The organism is Vibrio sp. Vb1026 (genome assembly GCF_033338745.1).
Lineage (GTDB): Bacteria > Pseudomonadota > Gammaproteobacteria > Enterobacterales > Vibrionaceae > Vibrio > Vibrio alginolyticus.
In genome coordinates this window covers 67,215-83,812 of the sequence record NZ_JAWOTH010000002.1, presented here as the reverse complement: position 1 = coordinate 83,812, position 16,598 = coordinate 67,215, and the positions used below count along the sequence as shown (strand labels likewise).

17 protein-coding genes are annotated in these 16,598 nt (G+C 45.6%); 9 read left to right on the top strand and 8 right to left on the bottom strand.

The annotated features are described in order from the left end of the window. The first annotated feature begins 12 nt into the window (after positions 1-12). The 4 genes from R7E47_RS04385 (at position 13) to R7E47_RS04370 (ending at position 4,104) form a co-directional block, all read left to right on the top strand. Entirely contained in the window at positions 13-1,257 is a 1,245-nt protein-coding gene (locus tag R7E47_RS04385; protein WP_005373285.1) for an ABC transporter substrate-binding protein, read from the top strand. An 80-nt stretch (positions 1,258-1,337) separates the two neighbouring features. Then, entirely contained in the window at positions 1,338-2,159 is an 822-nt protein-coding gene (locus R7E47_RS04380) for an ABC transporter ATP-binding protein (protein ID WP_213965450.1), read from the top strand. Positions 2,160-2,168: 9 nt separating this feature from the next. Further along, positions 2,169-3,371, top strand: a complete 1,203-nt coding sequence (locus tag R7E47_RS04375) for a phenylacetate--CoA ligase family protein (RefSeq protein WP_033906431.1) — start codon at positions 2,169-2,171, stop codon at positions 3,369-3,371. 136 nt (positions 3,372-3,507) lie between these two features. Next, on the top strand, positions 3,508-4,104 hold the full coding sequence (locus R7E47_RS04370; protein WP_017820352.1) for a methyltransferase domain-containing protein: 597 nt from the start codon (positions 3,508-3,510) through the stop codon (positions 4,102-4,104). Positions 4,105-4,392: 288 nt separating this feature from the next. Here R7E47_RS04370 and R7E47_RS04365 read toward each other — a convergent pair whose 3' ends face one another. Genes R7E47_RS04365 through budA form a run of 3 tightly spaced genes read right to left on the bottom strand, consistent with a single transcriptional unit; the run spans position 4,393 to position 7,666 of the window. Beyond that, a complete protein-coding gene (locus R7E47_RS04365) occupies positions 4,393-5,151 on the bottom strand; it encodes an SDR family NAD(P)-dependent oxidoreductase (RefSeq protein ID WP_033906433.1) in 759 nt (252 codons plus the stop codon). Then, entirely contained in the window at positions 5,148-6,851 is a 1,704-nt protein-coding gene (gene alsS, locus R7E47_RS04360) for an acetolactate synthase AlsS (protein WP_213869872.1), read from the bottom strand. Before alsS ends, R7E47_RS04365 begins: the two co-directional genes overlap by 4 nt. Positions 6,852-6,880: 29 nt before the next feature. Further along, positions 6,881-7,666, bottom strand: coding sequence for an acetolactate decarboxylase (gene budA / locus R7E47_RS04355; RefSeq protein ID WP_318083850.1), 786 nt, complete (start codon positions 7,664-7,666; stop codon positions 6,881-6,883). Positions 7,667-7,763: 97 nt separating this feature from the next. On the opposite strand from budA, the gene R7E47_RS04350 reads away from it, so the two are divergent. From R7E47_RS04350 to R7E47_RS04340, 3 genes are all read left to right on the top strand, one after another. After that, positions 7,764-8,645, top strand: coding sequence for a LysR family transcriptional regulator (locus R7E47_RS04350; protein WP_047101317.1), 882 nt, complete (start codon positions 7,764-7,766; stop codon positions 8,643-8,645). 129 nt (positions 8,646-8,774) lie between these two features. Next, positions 8,775-9,500 (top strand): hexitol phosphatase HxpB, encoded by a 726-nt coding sequence (hxpB, locus tag R7E47_RS04345; RefSeq protein WP_149192087.1) that lies wholly within the window; start codon positions 8,775-8,777, stop codon positions 9,498-9,500. Further along, on the top strand, positions 9,493-9,999 hold the full coding sequence (locus R7E47_RS04340; RefSeq protein WP_054574663.1) for a hypothetical protein: 507 nt from the start codon (positions 9,493-9,495) through the stop codon (positions 9,997-9,999). The genes hxpB and R7E47_RS04340 overlap by 8 nt, the downstream gene beginning before the upstream one ends. 133 nt (positions 10,000-10,132) lie before the next feature. On the opposite strand, the gene R7E47_RS04335 is transcribed toward R7E47_RS04340, so the two are convergent. From R7E47_RS04335 to R7E47_RS04325, 3 genes are read right to left on the bottom strand one after another with little or no spacing between them, the layout of a single operon-like run. Then, entirely contained in the window at positions 10,133-10,261 is a 129-nt protein-coding gene (locus R7E47_RS04335) for a DUF2474 domain-containing protein (protein WP_074190543.1), read from the bottom strand. A 20-nt stretch (positions 10,262-10,281) separates the two neighbouring features. After that, on the bottom strand, positions 10,282-11,289 hold the full coding sequence (gene cydB / locus R7E47_RS04330) for a cytochrome d ubiquinol oxidase subunit II (RefSeq protein WP_318083847.1): 1,008 nt from the start codon (positions 11,287-11,289) through the stop codon (positions 10,282-10,284). A 28-nt stretch (positions 11,290-11,317) separates the two neighbouring features. Beyond that, a complete protein-coding gene (locus R7E47_RS04325) occupies positions 11,318-12,682 on the bottom strand; it encodes a cytochrome ubiquinol oxidase subunit I (RefSeq protein WP_005373264.1) in 1,365 nt (454 codons plus the stop codon). A 136-nt stretch (positions 12,683-12,818) separates the two neighbouring features. On the opposite strand from R7E47_RS04325, the gene R7E47_RS04320 reads away from it, so the two are divergent. Next, on the top strand, positions 12,819-14,252 hold the full coding sequence (locus R7E47_RS04320; RefSeq protein ID WP_318083986.1) for a PLP-dependent aminotransferase family protein: 1,434 nt from the start codon (positions 12,819-12,821) through the stop codon (positions 14,250-14,252). Positions 14,253-14,261: 9 nt separating this feature from the next. Here R7E47_RS04320 and R7E47_RS04315 read toward each other — a convergent pair whose 3' ends face one another. Then, positions 14,262-14,810, bottom strand: a complete 549-nt coding sequence (locus R7E47_RS04315) for a sugar O-acetyltransferase (protein WP_025767897.1) — start codon at positions 14,808-14,810, stop codon at positions 14,262-14,264. 333 nt (positions 14,811-15,143) lie between these two features. Here R7E47_RS04315 and R7E47_RS04310 point away from each other — a divergent pair, with 333 nt between their 5' ends. After that, on the top strand, positions 15,144-16,010 hold the full coding sequence (locus R7E47_RS04310; RefSeq protein ID WP_005373258.1) for a mechanosensitive ion channel family protein: 867 nt from the start codon (positions 15,144-15,146) through the stop codon (positions 16,008-16,010). 98 nt (positions 16,011-16,108) lie between these two features. On the opposite strand, the gene R7E47_RS04305 is transcribed toward R7E47_RS04310, so the two are convergent. Then, a complete protein-coding gene (locus R7E47_RS04305) occupies positions 16,109-16,429 on the bottom strand; it encodes a DUF1840 domain-containing protein (RefSeq protein WP_053349206.1) in 321 nt (106 codons plus the stop codon). Between the last annotated feature and the right edge of the window lie 169 nt (positions 16,430-16,598).

Here is a 16,598-nt window from a genome sequence, read left to right as displayed (position 1 = left end):
GGACAACGAGTTATGAACAAAGGACATTTAGCGACAACGTTGGTGCTGTCATCTGCACTGTTTACTACCGCAACTTGGGCAAAAGATTCTGTGTTTGTCGGGCAATTAGTCGACTTTTCTGGACCAACTGCCTATGTGAGCAAGCCTTATGGTTCTGGCGTGCGAGACGCATTGCGTTGGATTAACCAAAACGGTGGCATTAACGGTACCGAGCTCGAATTTGAAACAGTAGACATGGCGTACAAAGTACCAGTGGCGATTTCTAACTATAAACGTTGGGTGGCGCGTAAAGACATGGTTGCGCTGCAAGGCTGGGGTACGGCGGATACCGAAGCACTTATTTCGTTTGTTACCAAAGACAAAGTGCCGGTGTTCTCTGCTTCTTACTCTGGTCACTTAACTGACCCAACTGGCAAAAACCCAAAAACCGCGAAACCAGCGCCTTATAATTTCTTTTATGGTGCGTCGTACTCAGATGCGTGCCGTGCGCTAGTTAAGTGGGCGAAAGAAGATTGGGAATCTAAGGGCAATCAAGGTGCGCCGAAATTTACGCACATTGGCGATAACCATCCATTCCCGAATGCGCCAAAAGAAGCGTGTGCAGAGTACGCCAAAGAGCTTGGTTTTGATGTGCAAAACCCAGTCGTTGTGTCACTAAAACCAGGGGACTTCAAAGCGCAATGTTTGTCGCTGAAAGAGTCAGGCACCAACTACGGTTACATTGCTAATATCGGTAGCTCGGTTATCTCACTAGTGAAGTCTTGTAACACGGTTGGGACAGAGTTCCAGTACATGGCAAACATTTGGGGCGGCGATAAGCCAGTGCTTGAAGCAGCAGGCGATGGCCTTAAAGATTACGTTTTCCCAGGTATGACAGCGTTTTGGGGAGATGATAATGAAGGCATGAAACTGGTCCGTGAGATTTCTAAGCAGTCTGAATCAGAGCCGGGCGAATTCAGAACTCACCATTACATTCGCGGTATTTGTTCTGCGTTCTATATGAAAGAAGCAATGGAGTGGGCGAAAGACAACGGTGGCATCACAGGTGAAAACATCAAGAAGGGCATGTATGTCCATGACAACTGGGTACCACAAGGCTTAGAAGGTGTTTGTGTCCCTGCGAACTGGAAACCGGAAGATCACCGAGGCACAACAACCGTGAACGTCTTTATGGGCAACAACGATGGCGGCGCAGTTGATATTAAGAAAGTATCTCAGGTGACATTGTCACGTCGTGACGATTGGCTAGGTTACTAATCTACGACTTATTAATAACAAAGCTTACTGAAAATAAGGATGGGTGAGAGAACACTCTCACCCTAGCAAGGAGTAGCTTGATGGCTGAATTAGCAACGAATATCGAACCGGCAGAAATACTGCTTTCAGTGAACAACATTGAAGTCGTCTACGACGAAGTAATACTAGTACTTCGCGGTGTGAGTTTAGAAGTTCCAAAAGGGCAGATTGTGACCTTACTGGGCGCCAACGGTGCGGGTAAATCCACAACGTTGAAAGCCATTTCTGGTTTATTGAAAACCGAAGATGGTGAAGTGACGCGCGGCGAAATCAACTTCATGGGCGAGCGTATAGACAACAAAAGCCCGGAAGAGATCGTCCGTTCGGGCATCTTCCAAGTTATGGAAGGGCGCCGAATTGTTGAAGATATGACGGTAATAGAAAATCTTCGCTTAGGCGCTTATACACGCACTGACAGCGAAGTTGAACAAGACATCGAAATGGTGTTTGACTATTTCCCGCGACTCAAAGAGCGCACTGGCCTGGCGGGCTATTTGTCTGGCGGTGAGCAACAAATGTTAGCGATTGGCCGAGCGTTAATGGCTCGACCGAAGATGATTTTGTTGGACGAACCGTCTATGGGGCTTTCTCCGCTGCTAGTTAAAGAAGTATTCAGCATTATTAACAAGATCAACAAAGAGCAAGGTATTACCATGCTTTTGGTTGAACAGAATGCCAACTTCGCTCTTCAAGCGGCCGATTACGGTTACATCATGGAATCAGGCAAAATCGTATTGGATGGCAGCAAGCACGAATTGCTAAACAATGAAGACGTAAAAGAATTCTACCTTGGCGGCGGCGATGAAGATCGCAAGAGCTTTAAGAATCTGAAATCTTACAAACGTCGTAAGCGTTGGTTGTAAGGAGCAAGGATGAACGAACTATTTGATGCGAAAGAATCGTTGTCTCTACAGGCGCGAGAAGAGTCGCTGTTTCAACGTTTGCCAGCGCTGATTGAAAATTCGAAAGCCAATAGCGAACATTACGCAGCGCATTTTTCTGAGTTAGATCCTACATTGGCAAACAATCGTGAAGGGCTTGCTCAGTTCCCGATTACACGTAAGTTCAATGTACCTAATCAGCAGCAACTTAAACCGCCGTTTGGTGGCTTAAATAGCGTTGCCATTGGTCAAATGGCACGTGTTTTTCAGTCTCCTGGGCCTTTATATGAGGCTCAAACGGATGAGGCCGATTTCTGGCGTATGGGGCGCGCGTTTCACGCAGCTGGGTTCTGTGCGGGTGATTTAGTGCATAACACGCTCTCTTACCATTTCTCTCCTGGCGGATTTATTATGGATGGTGGCGCAAGGGCTTGTGGCTGTGCGGTATTTCCGGCTGGAGTAGGCAATACCGAAGCGCAAATAGAGGCAATTAAACAGCTTCAACCTAATGGTTACACTGGTACACCTTCGTATTTGCTGACGTTGCTACAAAAGTATCAAGAGAAATACAATGAGCTGCCTAGCTTTGAGAAAGCTCTGGTCTCTGGTGAAGCGGTTACAGCAGACATGGAACAGATGTTTGAGGAAAAAGGCATTGCAGTCTTTCAAGCCTACGCAAGTGCAGAGCTTGGTTTGATTGCTTATCAAGTGTCTGGTGAACAAGGATTAGTGATTGCCGAAGATATTATTGTTGAAATCGTTGATCCTGATGGTGTTCCTGTACAACCGGGAGAAGTCGGTGAAGTCGTTGTAACGTCGCTCGATGAGAAGTTCCCGCTGATTCGCTACGCAACGGGAGATTTATCGGCATACCTAGAGACAAGTTCTGATTCTTCACGCACGAATGCACGAATTAAGGGCTGGATGGGACGAGCAGACTCCGCGGTGAAAGTAAAAGGGCTGTTTGTTTATCCGCATCAGATCCAAGAAGTCTGTCGTCGCCACGATATTAAAGGCTCCTTGAAAATTGAGCGCGATGGCTTCAACGATGCCATTACTTTCTGTTGTCATGATGTGCATGTATCAGCAGAGGACATTCAAGCAACACTCCAGTCTGTCACTAAACTGAAAGGCAATGTCCAGTTTGTACCGAACCAAGCGGAGCAGCCGTTAATCAATGATCTTCGCAGTTAACTCATTGGTGGCATAAGTGCAGTAGAAAGTGGTTGTCATAAAAAACTAACAACGTCAGACAAAAGGCTAGAAAAGGGATACCACATTGCGCTGCGTATTCCTTTTTTTTTTACTACCGCAATCAGGGAGCGGGTAAATGAAACAGGCACCAATGATTAACACACAATTCTGGGATGATTTGTTTATCCGAGGCACTATGCCTTGGGATGCCCAATCGACACCTCAAGAACTCAAGGACTATCTCGACAATTCACTTCATGTAGGCCAGTCAGTGTTTATTCCTGGGTGCGGTGCCGCTTATGAACTGAGCACTTTTATTCAATATGGGCATGACGTGATCGCGATGGATTACAGCCAAGAAGCGGTAAAAATGGCGCAATCAGCGTTAGGTAACTACAAAGATAAAGTCGTATTGGGTGATGTATTTAATGCCGATTTTTCTCACTCGTTTGATGTCATTTACGAGCGGGCCTTTCTCGCAGCACTACCGAGAGACATGTGGTCAGAATACTTTGCTATGGTGGATAAATTATTGCCAAGCGGAGGTTTTCTAATTGGTTTTTTCGTCATTGATGATAATTACCTATCACGCTTCCCTCCATTTTGTTTGAGAAGTGGGGAACTGGCATCTTTTCTAGAGCCCACGTTTGAACTTGTGGAATCCTCAGTGGTGGTAAACAGTGTTGAGGTTTTTAAAGGCAGAGAACAATGGATGGTGTGGCAGAAACGTTAGTCGTCACTGAGACTTCATTAGAAAGTATTCGCGGAAACTGTCTGGTTCTTTGTGAATCGCTGATACATAAGTCTTCACTCTATGCCTGATGGAATGCTCACATAGTTTGTCGGTTTGTGTGAAAAATTAATTTCTCGTTGCTGGTTTAAGTTGTTGAGATATCTCTAACAGCGGTTGAGTGGTTGAGTTTATTGCTGGCACGGGTTATGTGCTCAGAGCGTAAAGCGACAGATCAGCATCGATCCGAAAGGTAGTAGAACGTCTCTTACTGATCTGTCTATTTCATGCTTATACTATTTTAGGTTGACCATCTGATGCGGTGGCACCGCCGTCTACAGGTAGGTTTGCGCCATTAATGAAAGATGCGTCATCACTTGCCAAGAAAGTCACGACAGACGCAATTTCTTCAGGTTCGGCTGCTCGGCCAAGCGCAATGCGCTCATTGAATTTATCGCGGATGTCCTGCGGCCAGCCGTTTGTCATGTTGGTTTTTACTAAACTTGGGCATACGGCGTTAATTCTTACCCCATCCGCACCATGGTCCAATGCCATCGCTCGGGTAAGGTTCACCACTGCGCCTTTACTCGCGCAATAGAATGCGGCACCCCAGTCACCACCCAAACCGGAAACGGACGCGGTATTTACCATACAACCTTTCGTTTTTAAGAGTTCAGGTAAAGCAAATTTCGCGCAATAAACAACACCATCAATGTTGACACCAGAGATCTTCTTCCAGTCTTCCACACTACCTTCAATCACGGTACCAGGGACATGTACGCCAGCATTGTTTACTAAAATATCCAGTTTACCGAAACGGGTAACAACATCAGAAATCAGTGCTGCGACTTTGTCTGGATCAGAAACATCAATGGAATGCGCAGACACACGCTGTTTATCAAAGCCCTCAACGGCGTTTGCCAACTGCTCTTCATTCCAATCGGCAAGAGCGACGTTTGCGCCTTCTTCATACAAACGTTTTGCGATGGCCAAACCAATGCCATTGGCAGAGCCAGTCACGAGTGCGACTTTATTTTTTAATCCTCTCATGCGATTTCTCCTTCGAAACTTACAAAAACGGGATCTTGATTTTTCTCTGTGCGCGGCAACATCAGTTTGTCGTTGTCGCTGTAATCTACGGGGATAGCCACCACTGCTGGTCCTTCAACGTCCATTGCTTTATTCAATGTCGGTAGCAATTCGTGTTGACTAGTCACTGCGAAGCCTTTCGCGCCAAATGATTCGGCGTACGCCTTGAAATCAATTGGTCCAAATTTCACACCAGAGCAGCGCTGATATTTGTTGATTTCTTGCATTTCTACCATGTTGTAGGCGTTATCAACCCACACAATATGGACGATATTGCAGTTCAGTCTAACCGCGGTTTCTAACTCCATGCTCGATTGCATAAAACCGCCGTCTCCCGATATCGATACCACTTTGCTACCAGGTTTTAGTAGGCTGGCACCAATGGCCCATGGTAGTGCAACGCCCATTGTTTGTTGGCCGTTAGACACCAGCATTTGGCGAGCTCGAAAACAACTTAAGTAACGAGCGATCCAGATGTGGAAGCTCCCCATATCAAGACATAGCGTGGTATCTGGTGTGATGATAGATTGCATGGCTTTAATCAGTGCCAGTGGATGAAATCCTTGCTTGTGATAGACATTGGGATAGGTTTTGATCACTTGCCGTTGCAGTGCTACCTCTTCCAGTACTGAAAGTGCCGTTGGGGAAAGGCGGGCATATTCAGAGATATAGCTGCCCATCTTGTCTAATGACTGCGCAATGTTTCCGACGATTTCAACACAAGGCTGATAATTAAGTTGGTATTCTGCTGGTTCAATATCGAGGTGAATCACTGGGTTGCGGTGGCTGTTCCAAAGCTCAGGGTCATACTCTATTGGGCTAAAGCCGATGGTGAGAATTAAATCGGCGTCCCGCAGTAAAACATCGCCAGGTTGGTTATTAAACAAACCGACACGCCCAGCAAAGTGATGATAGTAATTGATGTCTACCGTGCCGGCGGCCTGGTAAGTGCCGACAACGGGTAGCTGCGTATTTTGAAGAAATCGGGCGATAGCAGCAGCGTTTTTACTGCGGCTCGCGTGAAGGCCAAGTAAAACCACACAGCGCTTTGCTTTACTGATTCGACTGACCGCTTCTTCGATTGCTGCGATGTCTGCGCAACCAGGCTGTGTGTAAGGCGAGGGGACAATAATGTCCGTTTGGGTTTGCTCGGATAAAACATCTTGGGGGAGACTCAAAAAGCAAGCCCCAGGACGACCTGACTCTGCGATACGAAATGCGTTCGCCATGATCTCGCTTGCGGCGTCCACATGCTGCACTTCAGCACTGAACTTAGTAATAGAGCGAAAAATACTGACGGTATCCATGCTCTGGTGTGTTTGTTTTTGCTGGTCAGTTCGTTTCACCGCACCACCGATAGCAATCAGCGGATCGCCTTCGGAGTTTGCTGTTGCAACCCCCGTAACTAGATTTCCACAGCCAGGGCCTGACGTAACCATGGTGACGCCTGCTTTGCCGGTTAGTCTTCCCATAACGCCCGCCATAAATGCGCCGTTAGCCTCGTGACGTACAGGAATCATTTGGATGTTAGTGTCTTCAATCGCATCGAACAGTCGATCGATTTTTGCACCGGGAATACCGAAAATGTACTTAATGCCGAGAGACTCTAGCTGTTGAGCGATCAACTGAGATCCATTTTTATTTGAAGGTTTGGATTGCATTTGTTGTCCTTATTATTTGCCTGACTTTGTTACTTTTCCGCCTTTTCTATGGCGGTATTTATATCTTCCGGAGCCAAATCGGCGTTGAGGAAGTCTGTCGATACCGGGGTATCAATCACTAGCCGCGAGACTTTGCCAATCTGGAGGAACCCTGACGAAATGCTGTAATCCTGAATATGACCACCTCCTTGGCGGTCATCGGTAATAAAGTGTTCGTGATAGCCGGGCACATTGATGCCAGTCGTATATTTAGGACTGCGAAAGCCGGCGACCACTCCTTGCTTATGTGTGAAGCGGAACGTTGGTTGTTCTTTGACCACTTCAAGCATTGGCCGATAAGGGCGTGTTTGTTTAGGTACGGTGCGAGTACGAACTGAATCGAAAACGCCATCAATGCGCACTGCGCAAAATAGGTTATCGCTTGGAACCAGGTCGTCTATGAGGCTATGGACTTCATGACGTGACATGCGCGATGTCAGTGGCAGCTCGATATCAGGCTTAAAAAAAGTCATGACAGCAAAGGGCGTTTTTTGCGCCAGGTCTGCCGGGTTTGCGGAGCCATCCGACTTGAGTTGAAAAACTTCCTTATCAAACGCAATCAACTCACCATCCAATTCATTGAACGTACCTAAACCAAAATCCCCATGTTTCAGCAGTTCTTCTATGGTTGTTGAGCCTTCGTAAACACCAGCGATCAAAGCACTCATTAACGAAGTCTGATAAATCTCACCATCTCCGGTAACGTGATGGTATTCAGAAAATTCTTTCGCTACTTCAAGCGAACAAGCACATAGAGGGTTATAAAATCCACGCATGAGTAAGACCAGTTATGCAATGAAGAGTATATTTAGATTGACTTCTACACGGTGCTAAATCCAATATAAAAAAGATTTATTTTGATATGGAAAATATATGGAATTTCGCTACCTGAAGTATTTTGTCGCGGTCGCCGAGACTCGTCACTTTACCCGAGCAGCTGAACAGTTAGGGATTGCGCAACCTCCTTTGAGTCAACAAATCAAAAAGCTAGAGCACGAGCTTGGCGTGGACTTATTTAAGCGCTTGTCTAGAGGAGTAGAACTGACCCATGCAGGGCAAGTCTTTTATACGGATGCGGTAAATATTCTTGCTGATGTGGAACGCGCTAAAGCAAAAGCTCGTCAGATTGCTCGTGGTGAAAATACGCAGGTTAAAATTGGGTTCGCGACGTCAACATCAACCTGCATTAAGGTATTGGAGAGGATTGGGCGTATTCAAGAGAATGGGGTTCATTTACAGACGGCGGAACTATCAATGCCAGAGCTTGCCACTCAGTTAAAAAGCAAACAACTTGATCTCGCAATCATGCGGCTACCCTGTTACGCCAGTGAGCCTTTTGAGCACAAGGTGTTGTTTAACGACCCGTTTGTCGCGGTGATTCCGGCGGGGCACGAACTGGCAAAATATCCCTGTATCCAGATGAAACAGTTGAGAGGCCATAAAATTTTACTGTTTCCACGAGAGACTGGACCCGCACTGTTTGATGGCATGAGTACACTTTTTGCCGACGCAGGAGTAAGGCTCGAACCACAGTTCGCAGCACCGCAACTTCGTACGACGATTGCCATGGCGCAGGCTGGGTTAGGTATCGCTCTCGTTCCGCGCTCACTGGCTGAACATCTCGATGATTCCGCGACAGTCGCCGAGATTGATGATATCCCCCTAACCAGTCGTGTTGTCGTTGCTTGGGAGGCGTCTAATCTCAATAAACAAGCGTTAAAAGTAGCCATGCACATCGGTCATGTTGAGGCTTAAAGATGAGTCATCGAATTGGCTCTGATAGCCACAGGCAAATGTGATACTCTCACTCGTTATATGCAAAGCTATGCTTTGGTTGAATAGACAAATCTTACTCAACGAATAGAACTTACTGAGGATGTACCAATGATATACGCTGCGGTCTTTGATATGGACGGGTTGCTGATTGATTCAGAACCTTTGTGGAAGGAAGCGGAAAAGCAGGTGTTTTCATCAGTTGGTGTCCAAGTGACCGAAGTGCTGTCAAAGCAGACTGCAACTATGACGACAGGTGAAGTAACAAGGTTTTGGTATGAACGTAATCCTTGGCAAGAAAAGAGCCTAGAGGAAGTAGAGAATGCTGTTGTGGATAAAGTGGAGGCATTAATAATTGAAAAAGGATGCGAATTAGAGGGTGTTACAGAAACACTCAAATTGCTTAAGGAAAAAGGGTTTAAGATAGGGTTGTCTACTAATTCACCTTATCAACTCATTCCCATCATTTTGAACAAACTCGGTATTGCCAGTTACTTTGACGCGATATCATCGTCAGACGATGTAGAGCAGGGTAAGCCAGAGCCAGATGTCTACCTTTCAACAATCAATAAACTAGGTGTAGATTCAAGTAACTGTATTGCCTTTGAAGACTCTTATTCGGGTATGCTTGCGGCAACACGAGCAAACATAAAAACAGTCGTGATACCTCAACCTGATAAGTTCTACCAAGAGTTTAATGAAGCCAGTCTAAAGCTGCAAAAGCTATCAGAGTTTAATGAAAGCCATTTGGCGAGTTTAATGGACTTGAGTTTGAAAGCAACACTTGCACCAACACCGCATGAAAGTTTTTTAGAAGAAGGACTTGATTGTGAATAGCCGGTCGCTGAAAAAATACCTACTGCCAATGTTCTTATTGGTTTTACCTATAGAATCATTCGCAAAAGATACAACTATGTTGGACGAGCTCAATAATCGATTTGTTACATTTGAAAGGCGATTTGATGATTGTATCAACTCTGCTTCTCAAAGTGATATGAGTGAAAACATTGTCAGTCAGATTCAAGCGCTTAATATTGATTTTGAAATTTCGGTTGGCTATTTATACAAACAATCACTTTATTTATGCTCTGATGATGAATTCAGTGATTTAGCAAGAATTATCATGATAATTGAAACCTCCGATAATGATGGATTGCAATTATCAAAGGCAAAAGCTAGTCAAATTAGAAAGCTACTTTTTAGCAAAGTGGATTTACGTTTAGAGTCGAAGTTTCAAAGTTTACCGCAAGATAAAAAGGAAGCATTACTGAGCATTGCGAAAAAGCTTGAACCTTTTGATCTCGTAAGCATGCATGAACGACTTCAGGCAATGTAGACTTATGAAAGAATGTTTTGAGTAGATTCTTAACGCTTGGCTTTTTCATTAAGATTGAGTATTAGGTTCAACGCCTCTAGCTCTTACACAAGATCTAGAGGCATCCATTTTTTATTGACTTAAAAATGCCGCGCTAAGATTTTAACCCTGCAGCGGTCATCATGACGCGAAATAACATAGACACTAACCCTAATGCAGCGACGCTAACGACCCATATTCCAATCATCCAAGCCCATTGGCGGCACCAATTTTTGATTTTCATACTCACTCCTTATCAACTCGTTAATGGTACGCTTCGCCTTCTTTTACTTTTCCGGAGAAGACGTTGTAACTCCAAAAGGTGTAAGCCAGAATGATCGGGATGATGATCACTGCTCCAACGAGCATAAAGCGCTGACTGCTTGCAGGAGCCGCTGCTTCCCATATTGATATGCTAGGAGGAATGATATTTGGCCAGATACTGATGCCAAGCCCAGCGAACCCGAGAATCACGATCACTAACGCCATCACGAAAGGGCTGCGCTCTTTACGCTTTTTAACGGAGTCGGCAATCTTCAAACATACCAGCCCAGTAATGACAGGTACGGGCAGTAAGTAGAACAAATTAGGCAGAGAAAACCATCTTTCCGCAATGGCAGGGTAAGCAAGTGGAGTCCAAGCGCTCACAATGACTAATGCGGAGATCATCGCCAGTAGTGTTTTGTTAGTGAAGCGGTGCATCGTGTTTTGCAGTTCACCTTCCGTCTTCATGATGAGCCATGTGCTACCAAGCAGCGCGTACGTTGCGACTAAACCCAAACCACAGAAGATGGGAAAAGGGCTGAGCCAGTCGAGTTGGCTACCTACGAAGACGCGGTTTTCCACCGCAAAGCCTTGAATTACCGCGCCAACAACGATGCCTTGGAAAAACGTGGTTAAAATCGAGCCGACCATAAAAGAGCGATCCCAGAACTTTAAGTGGTTTTCCAATGCTTTAAAGCGAAACTCAAATGCGACTCCACGAAAGATCAAAGCAATCAACATCAACGTTAAAGGGATGGTTAGCGCTTCAATAATCACCGCGTAAGCCATCGGAAAAGCGCCAAATAGAGATGCGCCTCCAAGCACAATCCAAGTTTCGTTACCGTCCCAAACTGGCGCGACACTGTTGACCATGACGTCTTTTTGTTTTTCATCCTTGATGAAGGGCATCAGTATTCCAATACCCAAATCGAAGCCATCCATGATGATGTACATCAAAGTGGCAAAAACGATGATCGCGAACCAAATCACGGATAAATCAAAATGCATATTCTTTACCTTAACTTTGTGACAAATTCTAGATGCGGCCTGAAACGGTCGTCATGTCGTGCTCATCGTGTTCGATTGCATCGGGGCCTTTCTTGATTTGGTGGATCATGTAGTAATACCCAAAACCAAACACCAAGCTGTACACAACAAGGAAACACAGCAGGCTGATGCTCATTTGTAGGTCTCCGTGTGCAGAAACCGCATCACGCGTTTTTTGTACGCCATACACGACCCAAGGTTGCCGACCAACCTCTGTCGTAAACCAGCCAGCGAGTATTGCGATAAGACCAGATGGCCCCATAAATAATGAAAACTTGAGGAACCAACGCGAGGTATAAAGCGTGTTCTTTTTTCGTAACCATATGCTGTAGAAGCTCTGAAAAATCATCAGAAGTCCTAGCCCGACCATGATTCGAAATGACCAAAAGACGATAGGTGAGTTCGGTCGTTCCTCTTTCGGGAAGTCTTTCAGCGCCGGGATTGGCTCAGTTAAACTGTGGCGTAGGATCAAACTTCCTAAAACAGGAATTTCTAAGGCATAGTCTGTGCGTTCTTGTTCCATGTTTGGCATGCCGAACAATATCAATGGGGTTGGTTTGCCATCGCTGTTATCCCAATGTCCTTCGATGGCAGCGATTTTGGCGGGCTGGTGTTCCAGAGTGTTTAGCCCGTGCACATCGCCAATCACGGCTTGGAGTGGCGCAAGGAACACTAAGATCCCGAGCGACATCGAAAACATGGTTTTTACCGCAGTCGATTGATTGCCTCTCAATAAATGCCAAGCGGCTGACGCGCCTACAAAGAGTGCTGAACTGACAAAAGCTGCGACGCTCATGTGCGCCAAACGATAAGGAAATGAAGGATTGAAAACGATAGCAAACCAGTCAGTTGGCACCACACGTCCGTCGACAATTTCATAGCCTTGTGGCGTTTGCATCCAACTGTTGGAGGCGAGAATCCAGAACGTCGAAATGATCGTTCCTAACGCCACCATCGAGGTTGCAAAAAAGTGCAGCTTTTCACCGACGCGACGCCACCCAAACAGCATTACGCCAAGAAATCCGGCTTCGAGAAAGAAAGCCGTTAACACTTCATAAGTCAGTAATGGGCCTGTGATAGAACCAGCGAAGTCGGAGAAACCACTCCAGTTGGTGCCGAATTGATAGGCCATGACAAGACCAGATACAACACCCATTCCAAAGTTAACCGCAAAAATTTTCGACCAGAAGTGATAGAGCTTTTGGTAATCGGGATTACGTGTTTTTAGCCATAAGCCTTCCAGCACGGCGAGATAGGTGGCCAAACCTATGGTGATAGCGGGGAAAATAATATGAAAGGATACCGTAAAGGCGAACTGTATCCGTGCAAGCATAAATGCGTCGAGGCCAAACATTAAACTTCCTTTGATCTTTTAAGTTTTATGAGAGAGCTATTTTAAAAGGAGCGGAATGAGGGAAGTAGGTACAGACAGTGACTATAAACCTATAACAGATTAAATATTGAAGTGTTATTATTTTGAATTCGGCTTTATGGAAGGGGATTTGCGTTTGGCGAAGTATCAAGAGTTAGTGGAACAGCTTAAAAGGCAGATAAAATCGGGGATATGGCATCCGGGTGACAAGCTGCCTTCGCTGCGTCGCCAATCTGAACACTCGGGTTTGAGCTTGATGACGGTGTTGCACGCGTATCAAATTCTGGAATCTCAAGGCTGGGTCACGTCACAGCCGCGATCTGGTTATCGAGTCGCGCCCAATATTAAGAGCTCAAATGAACCCCAAGCGCCAGCCGCGGTTTCGTGGACAGAGCAGGTAGACATCAATGAGTTTATCTTTGATGTTCTGCAGGCGAGTAAAAATCCATCCATGATCAACTTTGGCTTTGCCTATCCAGACCCAAGTTTGTATCCACGCTATCACGTGAATCGGGCGATGAGCGCAGCCGCTCGCAATATGCCGATTTCCACCACCTTTGATAACTTACCGCCGGGAAACGAACAATTACGCACCATCATCGCGAAGCGTTATGCTGCGAAAGGCATTGAAATTTCACCCGATGAAATTGTCATTACGGCAGGCGCGCTGGAGGCGTTAACGCTCAGTTTGCAAGCCAGCACAAGACCGGGAGATTGGGTGGTTGTGGAGTCGCCTGCATTTTATGGTGCATTGCAATCCTTAGAGCGGTTAGGTTTGAAAGCGCTCTCAGTAAGAACAGACCCAGTCACGGGCATTGACCTAGACTCATTGGAACGAGCGCTGCAAACACACGATGTGAAAGCGTGCTGGCTGATGTCGAACTTCCAGAATCCTCTGGGTTTTACGCTTTCCAACGAGAAAAAACAAAAGCTGATTGAACTGACACAGCGATATAACGTGCCAGTGATTGAAGATGACGTGTACAGCGAACTGCATGCAGGGAATGACTCGGTTTATCCACTAAGAATGTTTGATGACACGGGCAATACCATGTTGTGCTCCTCGTTTTCAAAATCATTAATCGCAGGGCTACGTATTGGTTGGGTTGCGGCGGGAAAGCGGGCGCTAGAGGTACAAAAGTTACAGTTAATGAGTACATTAGCGACGAGTGCACCAGTGCAAATGACATTGGTACACTATTTAACAAGCCGCAATTATGAATCTCATTTGAAGCAGTTACGGAAAAAGCTGTTTGAACGTAAAAGTAAGATGACGGTTCTGCTTAGTGAGCTGTTACCTGAAGCAGTCAAAGTGTTAAGCCAAAGCGGTGGGTACTTTATTTGGTTAGAGCTTCCCAAGCATATTGATGCCTTGCAGATATATCGAGAAGCGCTAAAAGGTAATATCAGCATCGCACCGGGAAAGATGTTCAGCCTGACAGAACAATACGATCACTGTATTCGTCTTAACGCTTCTTTTGAGCTCAATGACAAATATGTTCATGCTCTCAATCTGCTCGCTAATATTATTCGCGAGCATTTGGCGAAATAGCGACTTTCTTCAGTTTTTTGGTTTAATGGAGCGCGCCGGATTTCCAACAACTCGATCGCCCGGCGCAACGTCTTTGGTTACGACAGAGCCAGCGCCGACGACGGCCTCATCGCCAATGGTCACGCCCGGCAGTATGATTGCGCCCCCACCAATCCAAACGTTATTGCCAATTGTTACCGGTTTGGCGATCTCATCTCCGGCTAAGCGTCTTTGTGTATCGAGTGAATGAGCGGCTGTGTAAATTTGCACTCTAGGCCCAATCATGACGTTCGCGCCAACCTCAACCTGCCCATTGTCCAGAATAATGGCATCCCAGTTGATGTAGGTGTTTTCTCCGATGGACAAGTGACAACCGTAGGTAAGTTGTAGCGGTGGCTCTATACAGGCGCTATTTTTTAATTGGACGCCCATTTCCGCCAATAGTTGTCTACGGATATCTGGGTTTGGCTCGTGGTTAAATTGGAAGACAAGCTGCGCAGTTTTGGCGCGCATTAGCTTTAGTTCTTCATCCAGACAATTATAGGTTTCTCCAGAGCGCATCCGAGTCAGTTCTGACATAACAATCATTCCATCAATGTTATTTGCAATAAGGTGCATAATAGGTGAGAGTGATTCGAAGTGAAAATTTGATGCTTAAAAATCAGAAAGTTATCACTGATTTGCCTTGCGTATCCAGTTGGTTGATTGGCTCGTTTAGTTCACAAAGACGTATTCCCTAAATGGCTTAATCGGTTGAAGCCAAAGTGGGAAACCACTCGAAGCGTTTTACGTAGATTACAATATAGTTAATAAGAAGAACTTAATTGAGCCGCTGCGCTATCGATTGATCCAAAAATTTATGACTTATGCGCTCTGGCTTGCTGGCAACGATGAATCAAGAGTGAGCACTTTATGTTCGAACGGGTCATTTCATTTTTAGAAACAACACTGTTTACCTTTAACGAACAACCTATCACGTTGTGGGCGATATTGATGGTGCCGACATGGGTGATTGTCGCTTTATGGTTGTCCAAAATTTTAATCAAAACCGTTACGTCAAGAATGTCCTCATCGGGGAAAGATCCAAACGTTATTCATTTGGTTAAACGGATATTATTTGTCATCGCTCTAGCCATTATTTTTATGACCACACTTTCGATGATCAATGTGCCAATCACCGCGTTCGCCTTTCTGTCTGGTGCCATCGCTATCGGCTTCGGTTTTGGTGCGCAAAACATCATTAACAACTTCATAAGTGGCTGGATTTTGATTGGTGAAAAGCCAATCCGAATTGGGGACTTTTTAGAGGTTGAGGGCGCCAAAGGCACTGTCGAGCAAATAAATACACGCTCAACGAGAATCAGGCGAACCGATGGTGTTCATATGCTCATACCCAACAGTCAGTTGATTGAGAACGTGGTGATCAACTGGACGTTATGCGACAGATTAGTTCGTGGCTCTGTCGTCGTCGGTGTCGCGTATGGGAGCGATGTCAAACAGGTTGCTGCCTTAATGGCGGAAGTGACTTCGCAGCAAGCGCAAGTTCTGAGTTCGCCAGCGCCAGATGTGTTTTTTCAAGACTTTGGTGACAATGCTTTGATCTTCGAATCTTATTTTTGGATTAACTCAACGGTTGAGGGCGGTATTCGCTCGGTCGCAAGTGCCATGCGTTTTGAAATCTACGAAGCTTTCGAAAAGCACGGCATTGAAATCGCGTTTCCACAACGAGATGTGCACATTGATGGGCAAATCAAGTTGTCTAGGGAGAGAAACGGATAGGGCGATAAGCGGTATTGGTGTTCTTATCTTGGTGTCGAGTAACCATAGCGAGGCGGTCACAACACGGATTCACCTCGCTAGAAACCAGTTTGAAGGCGTTATTGGTTGTCCCACATGACTTCGCATTCTTCTTTGATTGCTGATTTTAGCAACTCAATCAGTGGAAACGCTCTGCGTCCTAGGCTTACCGCGGGCTCTGCTTGTTCTTCCTCTTCGTCTACATCAGTAGGGAGGTTTTCTTCAGCTGCATTTTTCGCAGATAGAGCAGAAGTTAATTTTGATAGCGCGTCAGGAACATCTTGAGCGGAAATTGATCCCGGCACAGTGCCGCTGTGCCCCATCATTTTGAGCATATCTAATGCAATATCACCAAACATTGTGACGTTTGAGTGGCTTCGACAACGAAATGTTATGAGCATTTACCTGATCCTGTTTTATATGTTCGCTTTGAAACTAAATTGTAGCTGAAATCAGACACTAATTAATGTGATGAAGACCGTTGAGCGTTAAGGTTTTTATGAGTAACAACAAAAAACGGGCACGTACGTCTGCATGCCCGTTGAAATACATTACCTGATTGGTTGTTGA